Annotated in this window: 13 protein-coding genes; 11 read left to right on the top strand and 2 right to left on the bottom strand. The window is 53.9% G+C overall.

What is annotated here, in order from left to right; translation table 11 throughout:
• Window positions 1-64: 64 nt before the first annotated feature.
• From ACFQI7_RS17010 to ACFQI7_RS17000, 3 genes are all read left to right on the top strand, one after another.
• Entirely contained in the window at window positions 65-664 is a 600-nt protein-coding gene (locus tag ACFQI7_RS17010; protein ID WP_218098037.1) for a TetR/AcrR family transcriptional regulator, read from the top strand.
• Window positions 661-3834, top strand: coding sequence for an efflux RND transporter permease subunit (locus ACFQI7_RS17005; protein ID WP_218098036.1), 3174 nt, complete (start codon window positions 661-663; stop codon window positions 3832-3834). The genes ACFQI7_RS17010 and ACFQI7_RS17005 overlap by 4 nt, the downstream gene beginning before the upstream one ends.
• 85 nt (window positions 3835-3919) lie before the next feature.
• Window positions 3920-4345, top strand: a complete 426-nt coding sequence (locus ACFQI7_RS17000) for a hypothetical protein (protein ID WP_218098035.1) — start codon at window positions 3920-3922, stop codon at window positions 4343-4345.
• Window positions 4346-4427: 82 nt separating this feature from the next.
• On the opposite strand, the gene yfbR is transcribed toward ACFQI7_RS17000, so the two are convergent.
• Window positions 4428-5009 carry a 5'-deoxynucleotidase gene (gene yfbR, locus ACFQI7_RS16995; RefSeq protein ID WP_218098034.1) on the bottom strand — a complete coding sequence of 194 codons (582 nt, stop codon included), beginning with the start codon at window positions 5007-5009 and terminating at the stop codon, window positions 4428-4430.
• 44 nt (window positions 5010-5053) lie between these two features.
• Window positions 5054-6193, bottom strand: coding sequence for a polysaccharide deacetylase family protein (locus ACFQI7_RS16990; RefSeq protein WP_218098033.1), 1140 nt, complete (start codon window positions 6191-6193; stop codon window positions 5054-5056).
• A gap of 285 nt (window positions 6194-6478) precedes the next feature.
• Here ACFQI7_RS16990 and ACFQI7_RS16985 point away from each other — a divergent pair, with 285 nt between their 5' ends.
• The 8 genes from ACFQI7_RS16985 to ACFQI7_RS16950 all read left to right on the top strand — a co-directional run bounded on the left by ACFQI7_RS16985 (window position 6479) and on the right by ACFQI7_RS16950 (window position 18023).
• The gene (locus ACFQI7_RS16985) at window positions 6479-8017 is read left to right on the top strand and encodes a fumarate hydratase (protein WP_218098032.1); all 1539 of its coding nucleotides are present in this window, start codon (window positions 6479-6481) and stop codon (window positions 8015-8017) included.
• Window positions 8018-8032: 15 nt separating this feature from the next.
• On the top strand, window positions 8033-9013 hold the full coding sequence (locus ACFQI7_RS16980) for a bile acid:sodium symporter family protein (RefSeq protein ID WP_329958211.1): 981 nt from the start codon (window positions 8033-8035) through the stop codon (window positions 9011-9013).
• A gap of 92 nt (window positions 9014-9105) precedes the next feature.
• Window positions 9106-10908: a two-component system histidine kinase PnpS gene (gene pnpS, locus ACFQI7_RS16975; RefSeq protein ID WP_218098031.1), complete on the top strand. Its 1803-nt coding sequence runs from the start codon at window positions 9106-9108 to the stop codon at window positions 10906-10908.
• A 96-nt stretch (window positions 10909-11004) separates the two neighbouring features.
• Complete coding sequence (locus tag ACFQI7_RS16970; protein WP_218098030.1) at window positions 11005-11724, top strand: response regulator transcription factor; 720 nt, start codon at window positions 11005-11007, stop codon at window positions 11722-11724.
• A gap of 103 nt (window positions 11725-11827) precedes the next feature.
• Window positions 11828-12844, top strand: coding sequence for a Gfo/Idh/MocA family protein (locus tag ACFQI7_RS16965; RefSeq protein ID WP_230414757.1), 1017 nt, complete (start codon window positions 11828-11830; stop codon window positions 12842-12844).
• Between the two features lie 83 nt (window positions 12845-12927).
• Window positions 12928-14010 (top strand): Gfo/Idh/MocA family protein, encoded by a 1083-nt coding sequence (locus ACFQI7_RS16960; RefSeq protein ID WP_218098029.1) that lies wholly within the window; start codon window positions 12928-12930, stop codon window positions 14008-14010.
• 262 nt (window positions 14011-14272) lie between these two features.
• Window positions 14273-14746: a pantetheine-phosphate adenylyltransferase gene (gene coaD, locus ACFQI7_RS16955; RefSeq protein WP_218098028.1), complete on the top strand. Its 474-nt coding sequence runs from the start codon at window positions 14273-14275 to the stop codon at window positions 14744-14746.
• A gap of 265 nt (window positions 14747-15011) precedes the next feature.
• On the top strand, window positions 15012-18023 hold the full coding sequence (locus tag ACFQI7_RS16950) for a fibronectin type III domain-containing protein (protein WP_218098027.1): 3012 nt from the start codon (window positions 15012-15014) through the stop codon (window positions 18021-18023).
• Window positions 18024-18059: the final 36 nt, after the last annotated feature.

Raw genomic sequence — 18059 nt, 5'->3', positions numbered from 1 at the left:
ACCGTGGTAATATTTGCTATGACTGACTCGTCAGTCATTTTTATCGGAATGGGGGAGCAACCGGATGGCGGAGGAGAAAAAAGAGAAAATTATCGCGTCGGCATTGAAGCTATTTGAAGAGAAGGGGTACCATAGCACGAAGGTGTCGGATATCGTCAAAGATGCGGGCATGGCGCAAGGGACGTTTTATTTGTACTTTAAGAGCAAGGAAGATTTGTTCCGCAGCGTGGCGGAGGCATGCCTCGATGAAATTGCCGGGGCGCTTGCCCAAGGGGCGGACGAACAGGACGCTGCTTGCAGCCCTTCCATGATGTATGGCGTCATCCGCCGCATTTTGGCGATTTACTACAACAATCTGACGATACTGAACATTATTAACCAGCATGGCGCCGCTTCGCCGGAAATTGCCGATATATCCAAGCATTTTTACGATAAGATGGCAGGACACATTAAAGGTATTTTACAGCATAACGATGCTTATCCGGGCTACACGGAAGAACAGCTGGATATGACCGCTTACGCTAAGATCGGCATGGTGGAAATGGCCGCCTATCAATGGTTCGTCGAGCGAAAGAACGGGCCGGAGCGCATTGACGAACTGACTCAGGTGCTGATCGGCATCAATATGAACTGCGAGCCGGATGCGGACGGGGGCAGCCTATGATCGCGAAGCTGATCCGTTACCGCAAAGTTACGCTGTTGTTTTTCGTGATGGCCGTGCTGCTCGGGCTGTTCAATATCGCCACGCTAAAGCAGCGCGAGAACCCGGAGATCGAATTGACGCAGGCGCTCGTTACGACCGTATATCCCGGCGCTTCCCCGGAAAAAGTGGAGCAGTTCGTCACCAGGCCGCTGGAGGATAAAATCAAGGAGATGAGCGGCATTTCCGTGATCAACTCGACCTCATCGGCGAACGTGTCGGTCATTACGGTAGAGGTGAAGCCGGAGCTTGATCTCAAGCGCGCTTGGGATACGCTGCGGCAAAAGGTGCAGTCGGCCGTGCCGGACCTGCCGGAAGATGCCGAACAGCCGGTCGTGAACGATGACTTAGGGAAAATTGCGGAGCAAATTCTTCATTTTGTCGTGGAACGTCCGGAAGAGCTGGAGTCGCTGCGGCCGACGATGGACATATGGAAAAAGCAGCTCTCCACTGTGCCCGGCGTCAGCAACGTCGAAATTGTAGGGCAGCCGGAGCAGGAAGTGGCTGTAACGATCGACGCGGATAAGCTCGATACGTTCCGCTTGCCGTGGGGTGTTGTTGCTCAGGCGCTCACGAACAAGCATGACCGCGTGCCGCTTGGAACGGTCGATCAAGGGAGCAGGCGGCATTACGTCAATCTGAGCGGCGAATGGAAGTCGGCCGACGACATAGCCAATACCGAAATATACGGGCTTCCGAACGGCAATACGCTAAAAATCAAAGACATTGCCGACGTCGAGCTGCGTCCGAAGAAGAAAGAAGCAAGCATTTTACATAACGGCAAGCCTGCGCTCGATTTGGTCATCAACGCGGAAAAAGGAGCCGATATTCCCGACCTGCAGCGGAAGATCGATGCGAAAGTGCAAGAGCTGATGCCCAAACTGCCGTCCAATGTAAAGCTGGAATCGCTCTTTACGCAAAAGGAAAGCCTCGATCATTTGTTCCGGGACCTTGGAAGAGAGCTTCTGATCGGTATTATGGTCGTCATCGTCGTCTGTTCGTTGGGGCTTACTTTCGGCACCTCGCTAATTGTCGCGCTGGCGATTCCGATTTCGATTACGATCGGCTTCATCCCCGTCGAACTGATGGGAATTGACCTGAATCAGATTACGATTGTCGCGATCGTCATCGTGCTTGGCATTCTGGTGGACGATGCGATCGTCGTCAACGACAACATCCAGCGCCGGCTGCAGCTCGGCGACGATCCGGCGACGGCATCGCTGGAAGGCAGCCGCGATGTGGCGATTTCGATATTAACGGCGACCATCGCTACGGCTGCGGCCTTTTTGCCCTTGTTTTTCCTGAAAGGGAATATCGGGAGCTTTATCCGGCCGCTGCCGGTCGTCATCTCGCTCACCTTGGCCGCTTCGATGGCAATGTCGCTGACGATTATCCCGATTTACCGGCAATGGGTGGGGGAGCGGGCTGCGAGGCGCAAGTCCGCGAACCGCAAAAGTACGGCCAAGGCCGTGTCGTCCGCTTCGGCAGAAGTGTCGGCCGCACTGGAGACGCAGACCGATCCGCTGCTTCTGGAGTCCCGCATGACGCCGGGGCTGCTGGGAAAACCGATCGGACGGTTGAGCGAATTTTACGGGAAGCAAATTCACCGGTTTTTGCGCCGTCCGCTGCTGACCGGCATCGTTGCGCTGCTGCTTGGCACAAGCGCCTTCGGGCTGCTCCCGCTGCTTGGCGTGCAGTACTTTCCGCCGGCGGAAAAGGATGAGCTGCTGATCGACTTCAAGCTGCCGACGGACCGGGTGTTCGCGGAAACCGAGTATACGATCGCCAAAGCGGCGGCATGGATGGAGCAGCAGCCCGGCGTTCAGTTCGTCTCCGCTTACGCCGGAACGTCGGCACCGAGATTCTACTATTCGGAAGCGTCAGTGAGCGGGACGAATGTCGGTCAATTGTTCGTCAAAGTCGACCGCAGCCGGATCCAAACGAAGGAAGCGTTAAGCCATTGGCGCGAGCAGCTCAAGAGCATGTTTCCTGCGGACGTCGAGATTACGCCCCGCGAGCTGGAGCAAGGTCCGCCGGTCGGCGCGCCGATCGCCGTTCGGATCAGCGGAAGCGATCTCGATGAGCTGCGTCAAATCTCCGCCGACATTCAGGATACGCTGAAGCGGATTCCCGGTACGGTGAGCGTATCCGACGATGTGGGTGCGGATATGAATACGTTCGAGGTGATGGCCGATTCTGCGAAGCTCAGCTTGTTCGGCGTCAACGATAAAGATTTGTCGATGACGGTAAGGATGGCGACGGACGGACTGAATGTGACGGAGCTGCAAAAAGGCGAAGAACTGCTGGATGTGACACTGTATGCCAAGGCAAGATCGCATAACCCTGTCGATACGATGAATAAGCTGCTTGTGCCGAATCAAAAAGGGGGAACGGTCGCCGTCCGCGAAGTAGCGGATATTCGCAGCAGTTCGATGATCAAATCGATTCATCACCGCAATCAGACGCGGACGATCAGCGTCCGCAGCTATACGCAGGACCGGCTTGCCGACGATATCGTGAAAGAGCTGAAGCAGGAGATGAGCAAGTACAATCTTCCTACCGGCTATACGGTCGAATACGGCGGGGAGAACGAGGAGCGCAACGACGCCTTTGCCTCTATCGGCAAACTATCCGTTGTCGTCATCCTTCTGATCTATATCGTGATGGTCATGCAGTTTTATTCGCTCTCGATTCCGCTGCTCATCTTGTCGACCGTTTATCTTGCGGCGGGCGGCGCGGTCATCGGACTGTTCCTGACCGGTTCGCCGATCGGCTTCATGGCGCTTATGGGACTCGTCAGCTTGTCCGGCATCGTTGTGCGCAACGGCATTATCCTGATCGAGTTCATCGAGCAGGCGCTGCAGCGGGGACTTTCGCTGTATGAGGCGGTCGCCGAAGCCGGCAAAGCGAGACTGCGGCCGATTCTGCTGACGATGGCTACCGCGATCGGCGGGCTGCTGCCGATGACGATCATGGGCGGGAATCTGTGGCGGCCGATGGGGATCACGATTATATCGGGGCTGATCTACTCTACCTTGCTGACGCTGATCGTCGTGCCTTCCCTCTTCGTCATCCTCCAGCAATGGAGGGAGAAAAGAGCGGCAAAGGCAGGCAAACCGTTGCATCACCGGTAAGACAGTCATTTGCTTCGGGGCTCTGCCTTCGTTATACTAAAATCATCATATATTACAAGTAAGAGATAGGGAGGCAACCCGAAACATGGTGCAAGTGTTATTGTATTTGCATGTACTTGGTGCAATTTTGATGGGGATTTATTTATCGCTGCCGTTTTTGGCGGCCAGAGTGGAGGCACTGCCTACCGGCACGGGACAATTCGGATTTTTGAACGTGCTGTTCGCGCTGAATCGCGCGGCTCAGCTCGCTTTGGTCATTTCTTTCCTGTCGGGCGGTTATCTCGTCAGCAAAGCGAGCTATTCCGTTCTTTGGATGGTCCTTTCGGTCGTGCTGTTCCTCGCGATCGGCGCCCTGTCCGGCATTTTGGGCAAAAAAATGCGTGTTGCGCTTTCCGATGCGTCCGGAAGCAACATCAAAGGCCAGATCGGTTCGATTCGCACGCTCAGCACGATTCTCGGGGTGTTGTTCTTCCTCACCGTGACGATCATGAAGTTCCCGAATTTGTTTTAATCCATACACGAAGAGCAGGCTCGCGGATACGCTCCGCGAGCCTGCTTATTTTTTTATTTAAAACTCCATGACGTTTTGCTGCCTACAGCTCATCGAGCGTTTTCTCCAGACTTGGCGCCATATGCTTCAAGAAGTAGTCCAGCTCCGGCATCGCGAGGCTTCGCATCGATTCCTCGATCTGCTTTTGTGCGGTCGCAAATTCCCGGTTGCCGGCCGACATCTCGGTCACGCATTTGAGATAGGCGTCCAGCAGATCGGCGGCCTTGACGTACTTTTTCAGCTCATAATCATCCGATTTCTTCGTATCGATCAGCGGATCGTAAACCGTCCGCAGCGGTTCGGGAATCATATCGAGCAGCCGCTCGGCGGCTAGATGCTCGATCTCTCGGAAGTTGGCAAGAATTTTCGGGTTATGATGTTTTACCGGGGTCGGGATATCGCCCGTGAACACTTCCGTCGCATCGTGAAATAATGCCATGCTGACGATCTTGTCGGTCGGCAGCTGCTTGCCGAACTGTTCGTTTGCAATCGTGCACAGCAGATGCGTGAGCACCGCAACATGAAACGAATGCTCGGCTACGTTTTCCCTCATTACGTTGCGCATCAGGCTCCAGCGCTCAATGTAGCGAAGCCGGTACATGTAGGCAAAAAAATGACTGTCCACCGTTCATCATCCTATTCTGTAATTCGCTTCGGTTCGTTCGCCCCCTACTTCGCCGCAGGGCTTTGGCGTACGGTGAAGCTTTGCACAGTAGGATTATACACGATTCGCACCCCTAGCGCCTGCTCCAAATCTTTCAGAGTGATGTACATTTTATTACTTTTGAGCGCCAGCGGCTTTTGCAGTGTCAGCACGGTTCCATCCTCTGCCGTGAGCGTACTGCCGGTTGCCGTTCCCGACCAGCTGCGCTGTTTGTATTGCAGCTGCACTTTACCGCCGGACACCGTCGCTTTGCCGCCGAGCTGGCTCATCGTTTCGGCCAGCGGCACCTCGGATGCGGCCGGAGCTACGATGCGGCGCAATATGGAATTATGCAGACCTTCGGGCGAAATCGCCACATTGCCGGCATTGATGCGCGGCAGCTGCATCGGATCGATGTCGCGGGTGACCATCTCCGGTACGACGGTGAAGCCGTATTTCATCCCGCCTTGAACGACATAGCTCATCGACATCTTGTCGTAAATGCCGTACGGGTACGCATAAGCGTCGATCGGCTCGTTGTACAGTTCGGAGAGTGCACTAGCACAGGCCGCCGTATCGCCGATAATGCGCTGCTTATACTCATCCTCGGTCTCTTTCTTGCCGTTTACCGTCATTCTTCCGATCAGCGGCGGGTTGCCGTCCGTCAATTTGTAGTGCATTTTATTCGTATGGCACTGCGCGTCAATAAAATTCGTGTCGCTCGTCATCTCGATAATTTCGTCTTTGGACAAGGAAGGGATATAGCTCGCCAGCGGATTCTCAAGGTCTCCCGTAATGACGAAGTTGACCGCGGGAATGCGCATGCTTTTCAAAATCGGATAGGCGTTTATATAGAAGCTTTCATAACCGTCGTCGAAGGTGACCAGCACCGCGTTGTTCGGCACGGAAGCTCCGGCCATATACGATTTGAACTGCTTCAGCGTGATGAATTGGTAGCCTTTGCTTTTCAAATAAACAAGCTGATCCTGAAACAGCTTCGTACGAATCGTCCCCGGGCTTTGCGCGTCGTCGTCGATGTGGTGGTACATGATAATCGCGACTTGATCTTTGTACATGACGGTTCCTTTGGCCGCCAGCAGGGAAGGGATGATGAGGCATAGACCGATGAGCGTAAGGGCGACAGCCTTAATAACGAGGTTCCTCATGTTAGTACCAGGCTCCTTGATTTGTAGATAAAATGTCCTAGATTTCGCTACATGATCAATTCGCGAGATTTAAGCGTTTTCCTGCATGAGAGCGATACGATTTTACAAGAAAAGCGCTGCCGCGTATCGGCTTGCTTCCCGTCTGGTTTCCGCTCGTTCCGCAGGCCTCGGTACGGTCAAATCGATTGTTTTTGTCCCTATCGGAATGTGATATGATATAACTATGTGATTTTAGCGCTGCTCACCATTATTTTTTTATCGAGCGAAGGGAGACATCAATTTATCATGAAGCATTTTCAAGAGAGCATTTATAAACTGATCGTCGAAACGTCCACGAACCTGCCGGCCGACGTCCGTCAGGCGATTCAGGCTGCCCAGGTGAAGGAAGACGCCGGAACGCGTTCCGCCCTGTCGCTGTCGACGATCGCGAACAATATTCATATGGCGGAGTGCAACGTTTCTCCGATTTGCCAGGATACGGGCATGCCTACCTTTATCGTTCATACGCCGGTCGGCGCGAATCAGATCGAGATGAAGAAGCAGATCATCGCCGCCGTTGCGCAGGCGACCAAGGATAGCAAGCTGCGTACGAATTCGGTCGATTCTTTGACCGGAGCCAACAGCGGTGACAATGTCGGGCCGGGGACGCCGGTCATTCACTTCGAGCAGTGGGAGAAGGATGAGATCGAAGCGAAGCTGATTCTCAAAGGCGGCGGCTGTGAGAACAAGAACATCCAATACAGCCTGCCGACGGAGCTGGAAGGTCTCGGCAAAGCCGGCCGCGATCTGGACGGCATCCGCAAGTGCATTATGCATGCGGTATATCAGGCGCAAGGGCAAGGCTGCAGCGCCGGCTTCATCGGCGTCGGCATCGGCGGCGACCGGACGACGGGTTATGAGCTCGCGAAGCATCAGCTGTTCCGCGCGGCCGACGATGTGAACCCGAATGAGGAATTGCGCAAGTTAGAAGATTATGTCATGGAAAACGCCAATAAGCTCGGCATCGGCACGATGGGCTTTGGCGGTCAAGTGACGCTGCTCGGCTGTAAGATCGGCGTCATGAACCGCCTGCCGGCCAGTTTCTTCGTCTCCGTTGCCTACAACTGCTGGGCGTTCCGCAGACAAGGCGTATTGATTGATGCCGGTACCGGCGAAATTCAGGAATGGGTATACCAGAAGGGCGAAGAGGTGCCGATGGGGCAGGAAGAAGCCTCCGCAGCGAAGGCGGATGCCGGCGAACGCCGCGAAGTCGTGCTGCATACGCCAATCTCGGAAGAACAAATCCGCGAGCTGCGCGTCGGCGATGTCGTGATCATTAACGGACCGATGCATACCGGCCGCGACGCGCTGCACAAATATTTGATGGATCACGATTCTCCGGTCGACCTGAACGGCGCCGTCATTTACCATTGCGGACCGGTGATGGCCAAAGAAGCGGACGGCACTTGGGTCGTCAAAGCGGCCGGACCGACGACCAGCATTCGCGAGGAGCCTTATCAAGGCGACATCATTAAGAAATTCGGTATCCGCGCCGTTATCGGCAAAGGCGGGATGGGTGCGAAAACGCTCAAGGCGCTGCAGGAACATGGCGCTGTATATTTGAATGCAATCGGCGGCGCTGCGCAATACTATGCGCAATGCTTCAAAAAAGTGGAAGGCGTCGATCTGATGGAATTCGGTATTCCGGAGGCGATGTGGCATCTGCAAACCGAAGGCTTTGCGGCCATCGTTACGATGGACTCCCACGGCAACAGCCTGCACGCCGAAGTAGAGAAGGATTCCCGCGAGAAGCTGTCCCAGTTCAAAGATCCGGTCTTCGCCTAGGATCGGGCCGAATCGATGAGCATGGGTGCATTCGGAATTCGATTGAACGCGTATATAGAAAAATATTTGTCCGTCATCGTCCCGGTATCTTTGATACTTGGGTTTCTTTTTTCTAGTCACTTTATTGGACTTGTACCCGCTGCGCCGTATTTGTTTGCTTATCTTACCTTTGTGATGGCGAGCGGCTGCAGCTGGAAACAAATCCGCGAGGCGCTCCGCATGCCGGGAGCGATGCTGCTGACGTTTGCGCTCGCGCATATCATCGCCCCGCTCGTAGGATACGTCATCGGCGTCGCGGCTTTCGGTGCGGACTCGCCTTACGTCGTCGGATTCGTGCTGTTCGCGATCATTCCGCTCGGCGTTTCTTCCGTGATCTGGGTCGGTTTGTCCCGAGGGCACGTCGCGCTGACGCTGGCGATGATCGTGATCGACTCGGCGCTCAGCCCGTTCGTTATCCCGCTAGCCGTCGAGCTGTTCTTCGGGAAGTCGATCGACTTCGACCATACGAAAGTGATGCTCGATCTGTTAAAAATTATCGTTGTGCCCACGATGCTTGGCGTACTGGCGAACGAGCTGTCCAAGCAGCGCTTCAAAGCGTGGTCGGCCCCGGTCTGCGCGCCGACCTCCAAGGCGGCGATGGTGCTGGTCGTGATGATCAACGCCGCAGCCATCGAGCCGTACGTCGTCAAGCTGAAGCACGACATGCTCTCGGTTATCCCGCTCATCGTACTGCTCGTGTTATTCTCTTATGCGATCGGTTTGTTCGGCTCGCTGTGGCTGAAGAAGCCCGAGCTGATCGTAGCGATTACTTACTCGTCCGGGATGCGGAATATCTCGCTCGGTCTGGTACTCGCTCTTGCTTATTTTGAACCGCTTGCGGCGGTGCCGGTCGTCTTGTCGATCTTGATCCAGCAGCCTTTCGCCACATTAAATCACTGGTTTATGAAGAAAGTGATCCATATGCCCTTTTACAAAAAGTTAACTGGCGTTTCCTGACCGCCTCTTGTACGATAGGGAGAAAACTGTGCCGTGCGGTCGTTCATGCACCAGGAAAGCGTCACCGCAGCCGTATGGAGGAATGTGCATTGATGAACAAATTTCGGGTTCGGCTTACGATGATATTCGTCCTGATCATCGGTTCTTCCGTTCTGGTGGCGGGGCTCTTCATGGCCAAGAAGATGCAGGATTCGTATATCGACTCGCTGCAGGCGAACATGAAGCGGGAGCTGCAGGTGATGCTGGCGACGCTTGATTGGAAGCAAGACGGCACGGCGGCGGACATGGCGAGGCATTATACGGAACTGGCTGTGCGCCTCAAGCAATCCGCGGATACCCGGGTGACCTTCATCGGTTCGGACGGAACGGTGATCGCCGATTCGGATCATTCTCCGGCGGAGATGGTGAACCATGCGGATCGCGAAGAAATTATACAAGCCAAACAGAACGGCATCGGCTACGCCAAGCGCTATAGCAGCACGCTCAATCAAAATATGCTGTACGCCGCCATTCCCGTAAAGGAAGCGGGATCATCGGCAGCATACCTTCGGCTTGCGATGAGTCTGGAGGAAGTGGAGCAAGCGATACGCCGGGTATGGTACGGTCTGCTCGCCGGCCTGCTTGCGGTTTTTGTTTTGGCGGGACTTGTCAGCTATCGCGTGGCGTACGGCTTTACGCGCCCGATCGAGCTCATTACGCGGGTAGCGCAGCAAATCACGGATATGAATTATAAATACCGGGTATCGCTGTCGTCGAATAAGGATGAAATCGGTCAGCTTGGGCAAGCGATCAACCAGATGGCGGACAGCTTGCAGCTCCAGATGGAACGCATTTCGGAAGACGAGAATCGGTTGAAGAGCGTATTGGAGAATATGATCAGCGGGGTCGTCATGATCGACCGGGACGGCCGGATTGCGCTGTTGAACCGTTCCGCGGAGGAACTGCTCGGCTTTGCGGCCCAGGAGCTGCTCCGCAAAAAGTTCGATCAGGCGAAGCAGCAGTTCGAATTCATGCAGCTGATTCAGGAATGCATCGATACGAAGGAGCATATTCGCGACGAGGTCATATTTTATTATCCGACTGAACGCATTCTCGAGATTAACCTGAATCCGATTTGGCAAAATAATGATGTATGGGCCGGCGTGCTGATCGTGCTGCACGATATTACCGCCGTACGCCGTTTGGAGCGGATGCGCAGCGAATTCGTGGCCAACGTATCGCATGAGCTGAAGACGCCGATTGCCGCCGTCAAAGGGTTCGCGGAAACGCTGCTCGCCGGCGCGCTGAACGACAAGGATACGGCGCGTTCGTTTCTGCAAATCATTTTTGATGAAAGCGACCGTCTGAACCGGCTGATCGGCGACATTTTGGAGCTGTCCAAAATCGAGTCGAAGCGTATCCCGCTGCAATTTTCTCCAGTGCACTTGCAGACGTTTATCGGAGATTGCCTGCATGTGATGGAGGCGGAAGCGCGGAAAAAATCGATCGAACTGACGATGCACGTTCCGGGCGAAGTGTATATGGAAGCGGATGAAGACCGTCTGCGGCAAATATTGATGAATTTGTTGTCCAACGGGATCAATTATACGCCGGAGGGCGGCAAAGTGAAGATCAAGGTGGAACAGGTCGCCAGCGGCGCCGAAGGGGAGGAATACGACAAGGTTCGGCTGCATATTTCCGATACCGGCATAGGGATTCCCAAAAAAGATTTGCCGCGCATCTTCGAACGGTTTTACCGCGTGGACAAAGCGCGATCCCGCAGCTCCGGCGGTACGGGACTGGGACTCTCGATCGTCAAGCATTTGGTTGAGCTGCACAAAGGGACGATCCGGGTGGAAAGCGAAGTCGGCGTAGGGACGAAGTTCATGATCGAGCTGCCGCTGATTCAAGCTTAACGCAAAATTTACGAAACGTTTACGATCGCTTTACAATTCGTTAACGATTCTTTGGTATGATGATTGCGAGGTTCACAACTGATTTGGGGGATTCCCATGACGTATAAAATATTAGTAATCGAAGACGAGCCTACGCTGGCGAGGCTGTTGTCGTACAATTTATCGCAGGAAGGCTACGAGACGAAAGTGGTCGATCATGGCAGCGACGGATTGCAGGTTGCGCTTGCGCAGTCGTTCGATTTGATTATTCTCGACATTATGCTCCCGGGGATGAACGGGTTCGAAATTTTGTCCAGACTCCGGCAAAAAGGAAACAAGACGCCGGTTATTATTTTGACGGCGCGCAATGCCGAGGAGGAAGTCGTTCAAGGATTAAAATTCGGAGCGGATGACTACATTACGAAACCGTTCGGGGTAGCGGAATTGTTAGCGCGCGTATCCGCGGTTCTTAGGCGTACGTCGGCCGACGAAGCTTTGTTCGATCCAACGGGATCCAACGACAAGGTGATCACGGCCGGCGATTTGCTCATCTACCCTGAGAAATACGAGGTCGTCTTGAACGGGGAGTCGATTCCGCTTCGTCCGAAGGAGTTCGAGGTGCTGCTGTATTTGGTGCAGCGGCCCGGGATCGTCGTGACGCGCGACGATTTGATGAACATCGTATGGGGATTTGATTATATCGGCGGCCAGCGTACGGTTGACGTACATGTCAGCTCGCTAAGGAAGAAACTGGAGATGAATCAGCAATCGGTGCAAATCGAATCGATTCGCGGCGTCGGATATAAGCTGGTGACATCGACCAATAAAAAGGTATAATAAAATATGGATCAAAACATCAGGGCGGGCACATCATTGCGCGCCTTTTTTTGCCGGGATCTTTCATTTCCCGGGAAATCTGTCGAATAAGGAGCTGAGACCTATGACAATAAAGAAAATACGTTGGGGGGTCCTGGGAACAGGCCGGATTATCGGCAAAGCGGGAACGGCGCTTACGCGGGCAAGCAACGGCATATGGCTCGGCGTAGCAGGGAGAAACGAAGAAAGCAGCCGTAACGCAGCCGAAAAGTACGGCGTTCCTCGGGCGTACGCCGGTTACGAGGAGCTGCTGGCCGATCCGGACATTGATGCGGTATACATTGCACTGCTGAATCATCTACATAAAGAATGGGCCGTCAAAGCTTGCAAGGCAGGAAAGCATGTGCTCGTGGAAAAACCGTTCGCCATGAATGCGGAGGATGCAAGAGAAATGGCGGAGGCAGCCGAACAATACGGTGTGCGGATAAAAGAAGCGCATGTATGGCATTATTATGAAGGGATTGCCGAGATTCGAAAGCGTCTCCACGACGGTTCGATCGGAGAATGGATCCATCTGCACGGCCACTATTCGTTCATCCCGGATGCATACAGTACGCGTTGGCATGCGGCATGGGGCGGCGGTTCGCTGTATGACATCGGATGCTATCTCGTTGCTTGGGCGAGATATTTTACCGGCGAGGAACCGCTGGCGGTGGAAGCCGGCACGCGGATGCATCCGGTTCATCAGATCGACGAAAGCTTCGTCGGGACGATGTATTTTGCGGACGGCAAAACCGCGCAGATCGGTTCGTTCTTCAACACCGCGCAAGGCGCGTATTTCGAGGTTTTCGGAACGGCGGGAACAATGCGGGTTGATTTTCGCGCCACGCCGGAAGTGCTCAATCTGGTGTTCACCTTGAATGGGCAGGAGCAGCACTTCTCGATGATCCGGATCGACTCGTTCCGGCAGCAGGCGGAGCATTTTGCGGAGAGTATTATTTCCGGCGATTCGGAGACACAGCTGGCGGACCATGCGGGGGAAGCGATCCGCCAAGCGGTCGTGATGGATGCGTTGTGGGAAGCGGCGGCGAAGAAGAGCAGGGTATGGTTGCAGCAGCCGGCAAATGACAAAATTGAATAAAAGAAACGCCAGATCGTGAATTTCTTTTTCCAGATACTTGTCTATACTAAGGTGGAGAACTTACTTTTAGGAGGAACCAACGAATGTCCAAAACATATCGTATCGGGATTATCGGCTGCGGCGGCATTGCCAACGGAAAGCATATGCCGGCACTGAAAAATCAAAAAAATGCGGAAATGGTCGCGTTCTGCGATATCGTCGAACAAAGAGCGCAGGATGCTGTGCAAAAATACGGTGCAGAAGGCGCGAAAGTATACACAGACTATAAAGAACTGCTTGCGGACAACACACTGGATATCATTCATGTGTGCACGCCGAACGACTCTCACGCCGAAATTTCGATTGCCGCGTTGGAATCGAAGAAGCACGTGATGTGCGAGAAGCCGATGGCGAAGACCGCGGCGGACGCCAGAAGAATGGTCGAAGCGGCCAGAAACTCCGGGAAAAAGCTGACGATCGGCTACCAGAATCGTTTCCGTTCCGACAGCCAATATTTGAAACGGATTTGCTCGGAAGGCGACTTGGGCGAAATTTACTATGCGAAAGCGCACGCGATTCGCCGCCGCGCGGTACCGACATGGGGCGTATTCCTGGATGAGGAGAAGCAGGGTGGAGGGCCGCTGATCGATATCGGTACGCATGCGCTCGATTTGACGCTGTGGATGATGGACAACTACAAGCCGAAGGCGGTGCTCGGTACCGCCTTCCATAAGCTGTCGCACAAAGAGAATGCGGCGAACGCATGGGGTTCCTGGGATCCTGCCAAATTCACCGTGGAAGACTCCGCCTTCGGCATGATTACGATGGAGAACGGCGCGACGATCGTGCTCGAGTCGAGCTGGGCGATAAATATGCTTGCGACCGGCGAAGCGAAGACGACGCTGTGCGGCACCGAGGGCGGCGCCGATATGCAGGACGGACTGCGCATTAACGGAGAGAAGCACAGCAGGCTGTACATGAACCAGATTCAGCTTGATGCCAAAGGCGTCGATTTCTACGACGGCAAGAAGGAAAGCCCGGCTGATCTGGAAGCGCGTCTGTGGCTTGATGCGATCGACAAAGATATCGATCCGGTCGTTACGCCGGAGCAGGCTTGCATCGTATCGGAAATTTTGGAGGCGATCTACGAATCGTCCAAAACCGGCAAAGCCGTTTATTTCGAGTAACACAAAAGCGGACTATTCCATGCCTCCTAACCGTGAAAGCGGGGCGGGAGGCTTTTTGCTGTCGCATGGTTGATTATCCGACGTCGGCAGCGAATTGCCGTTCGAGGCCTCGCTCATCCGAAGCGGCGAAAACACGGTTACGCTTACGCAGCGAAAAGCGGGCGGCGGGTCGGGAATCAGGTGCGATGCCATCCGAATGGAAGTTGAGCCGGAAAACAAGTAAAATAAAGAAAGCAAGTAAAACGGTGTAAGAGGGATGCAGATGAGAGCGATATATCCGGGGTCGTTCGACCCGTTTACTTTAGGACATCTGAATATACTTGAACGGGCCGTCAGGCTGTTCGAGCATATCGACATCGTCGTTGCCGGCAATCGGTCGAAGCAATACATGTTTACGCCGGAGCAGCGATATCGAATCGTGCAGCTTTCGACCGAGCACATCACCAATTCCATCAGCGTCGTCCAGTATCCGGGGGTCGTGGCCGATTACATTAAGGACAACAAGATCGATGTCATTATACGCGGAATTCGCGGGTCGTCCGATCTGGATTATGAAATCAAGCTGGAGCAGTACAACCGAAAGGCGTGTTTCGCCGAAACGATCTACCTGACGCCCGGGACCGAGCATTTGAATACGAGCAGCACATTGGTCCGAATGTTTTTGCAAACCAATAAGATCGAACTGGCGTCCGACTACTTAACGGACAATGCACTGAACTACATCATGCAAGTATGAATGCCGCAATAGCCAATCGGGACCTTAGACGCAATTGAAAGCGATTGCTTTCAATCGTTCTAGGACTATGCAGAATTCAATTCGCATGATACGATGGGATAAGATTGCGAGCATGATGTTTGAACGATACAGGGTAGAGACGACGAGAACACCCTAACGTACAACAATTTCCTAACGCGCGTAGGGAATGTTTCGGGAGGGGACGTCGTCTTTTTTGTCGTTCCGGCAACGATGCCGCAAAAGACTAACATAAGGAGAGCGATTTATGAAGAAGAATAACAAGACCCGCGCCATCGTTCATTTCAGTGTTTCCCTGCTTCTCGGGGCAAGCAGTCTGCTTGTCGGTCATCAGAACGCCTCTGCCGCACAGCCGCTCCCCGTACCTCCCTTGATGATTACCGAAGTCGTGCCGGATTCATCGAATGCGCTTACATCGGAAGGGAAATCGGTAGACGGCTATGAATATTTCGAGATCTACAACAACAGCAGCATGGCCGTACCGCTTAACAATTATAAGCTAAAATACGTTAACGGATCGACGGTCGACATATGGGCGTGGAATGAAAGCGGGCTCGTCGTTGAGCCTCGCAGTTCTATCGTCATTTGGGTCAGATCCCCCGGATTAAACGTGACTTTGGAACAGTTCAATGCCAATTATAGTTCCAACCTAACGGCCAAGCAGTTCGGCAGCGTATCCGGCCAAGGGCTGGCGAACACCGGAGCGCGAACTTTAACGCTCTCGACGGCCGACGGCTTACCGATCGCAAGCGCATCGTTCAATGGAACGAACGGGGACGTGGCTGCAAACCTCAGCATCGTGTACCAATATCCGGCAGACGGAACGACGTCGATGCGCAAAAACGCGGTCAAGCAGCAGGCGACGCCGGGCCAGATCGTTGAAGGACAAGCTCCGGAATCATTCGCTCCTGCGGCTCCGACGGGTTTGACCGCTGCAGCCGGCGATCGCGAAGTCCGATTAACCTGGGTTCCGGGTATAGAATCGGATGTAACTCAATACCGCGTTGTGATGAACGGGAACTACACGGATTACGTCACGGAAGACAATGCCTTGAAAGTCAGCGGTTTAACCAATTTTACAAACTATACGTTTTCGGTCGTCGCGATTAACGATACGAACAATATGTCCGTTCCTTCCAATAGCGTGACGATTCAGCCGAAACCGGACGTCATCGATCATATTGCTCCTGCACAGCCGCAAGGTCTGACGGCTGCGGCCGGCGTAGCCGAAGTGCAGCTGGCCTGGGCGCCGAATCAAGAGCCGGATGTGGCCAGTTACCGGATATACCGTGACCGCACCACCGCTCCGGTTGCGAGCGTGACCTCATCGACTTATTCGGCGAAGATCGGGCCATTGACCGGGAACATTTCTTATCAGTTTCAGGTGACGGCGGTCGATTCTTCCGGCAACGAGTCGGTCAAATCCGCGCCGGTTACGGCGATGCCAACGCATCAGCCGATCACGCAGGAAGATACGGGCATACAGCATAACGGCAATTTCCCGCAGTATGCCGAGTTTTTTGACGTGAGCGAGCAAGGAGCGATCGTGCCGGGCTTGAAGCAAGGACTTGTCCCGCAAGGGATGCATTACATTAAGGATAAAAATTGGATCGTTACCTCCAGCTACCGCGATGACAAGCGGGCCAGCGTGCTTACGATCATCGATGCGCAAACCGGTGGTCTTGTCAAAACGATCCATTTGATGACGCAGGATAACGTGCCTTATACCGGCCATGCCGGCGGCGTCGCCGTTAGCGAGAAGTATGTATGGATCGCTAACAACTCGTACATGTATCAGTTGAGTCTCGATGCGGTTATTCAAGCCGCGGACAACTCGAATTTGGCCTTTATCGGCAAGTTCAAAACGAACACGCGGGCTTCCTTCGGCTCGTATTCCGACGGCGTGCTCTGGGTCGGGGAATATTACAGCACTTCGCCGGGCTACGATACGGACGCAACGCATAAGATGACCGGCAGAGATCAAAAGAAATACAACGCATGGATTGCCGGCTACAAGCTGGACCCGTCGACGGACATGGTTCCGGGCGGCAAAGTCGTCTCTCCGGATACGGCGGTTGTGCCGGATTATATTTTGTCCGTCACGGATCGCGTTCAAGGCGTCACCGTTCTGGGAGACCAGGTGCTGCTCAGTCAAACGAACGGGGCCTCATACAGCAGCTTGATTAAATACCGTTTTAGCGTCCAGGACGCACCGCATACTACGGTTCCAATCGGAGGAGCATCCGTACCGGTCTGGTTTATGGACGATGTCAGTTTGGCGGATTCGCTATATATGCCGTCGTCCGCGGAAGGCAACTTTGTGAAACAAGGCAAGGCGTACATTTTGTATGAATCCGGTGCGCTGAAATACCAGTCGACTGTCGCTTATCCGCTCGACCGGCTGCAAATCGTCGATCTCGATGCTTGGGCGAAATATAACACGATCGGCATTCAAGGCTTGATGCCAACGATGAAACGTCAGGAAGAGCAATCGGCGAAAGCCGTCCTTTTCCAAGGCGAGAGAGGGACGGTTGACGTCACGGCGAACACTATCTGGACCAGCAGCGATCCGAATGTTGCGGCCATCTCTTCCGGAGGAACCGTTACGGCAGTTAATCCGGGAGAAGCCGTTATTCAGGCGAAGAACGGCAGCCAAACCGCCTCGTTCCGCTTGCAGGTATTGGCAGGCGATAATGCGGCGTTAAGCGGGATTCAACTGAACGGCGGTTTGCTTGCCGGGTTTGATTCTTCCGTCACCGGTTATACGGTGAATGTGCCGAACAGCACGAACAGCGTGAGCTTCTCCGCTCAGCCTATGGATAGCAGGGCATCCGTGCAAATGAACGGCACCGCCCTCGGCAGCGGAGATACGATCCAAGTTCCTCTGACGGAAGGAGCAAACGTCATTCGGTTCGTCGTGACGGCCGAGAACGGAAACACAACGGCTACGTACACCGTTACCGTGAACCGGAGCGCAATTCCAAAGATACCCGCTAATGTGAAGGTGCGGACGGATCATAGTCAAGCCACCGTTTCATGGACAGCCAATACGGATCAGGATCTCAGCGGCTACAACGTGTACGTTGACGGCAATAAAGTGAACGATGCGCCGGTTCAAGACACGTCTTATGTTGTGAAGGATCTTCATAACGGCAAATACTACGATTTTATAGTTACTGCAGTCAACCGGTTCCAGGAGGAATCTGAGGGAACCACGGTCAACGCGCATATCAAACCGACCAACGATAAGACAGAATGATTTTCCATTGAAAAACAAAATGACAGGTTGGGAAGA

It is taken from the genome of Paenibacillus allorhizosphaerae, assembly GCF_042659105.1.
Lineage (GTDB): Bacteria > Bacillota > Bacilli > Paenibacillales > NBRC-103111 > Paenibacillus_G > Paenibacillus_G allorhizosphaerae.
Note: the sequence above shows the minus strand (reverse complement) of the source record. Positions and strands in the feature narration are given on the sequence as shown.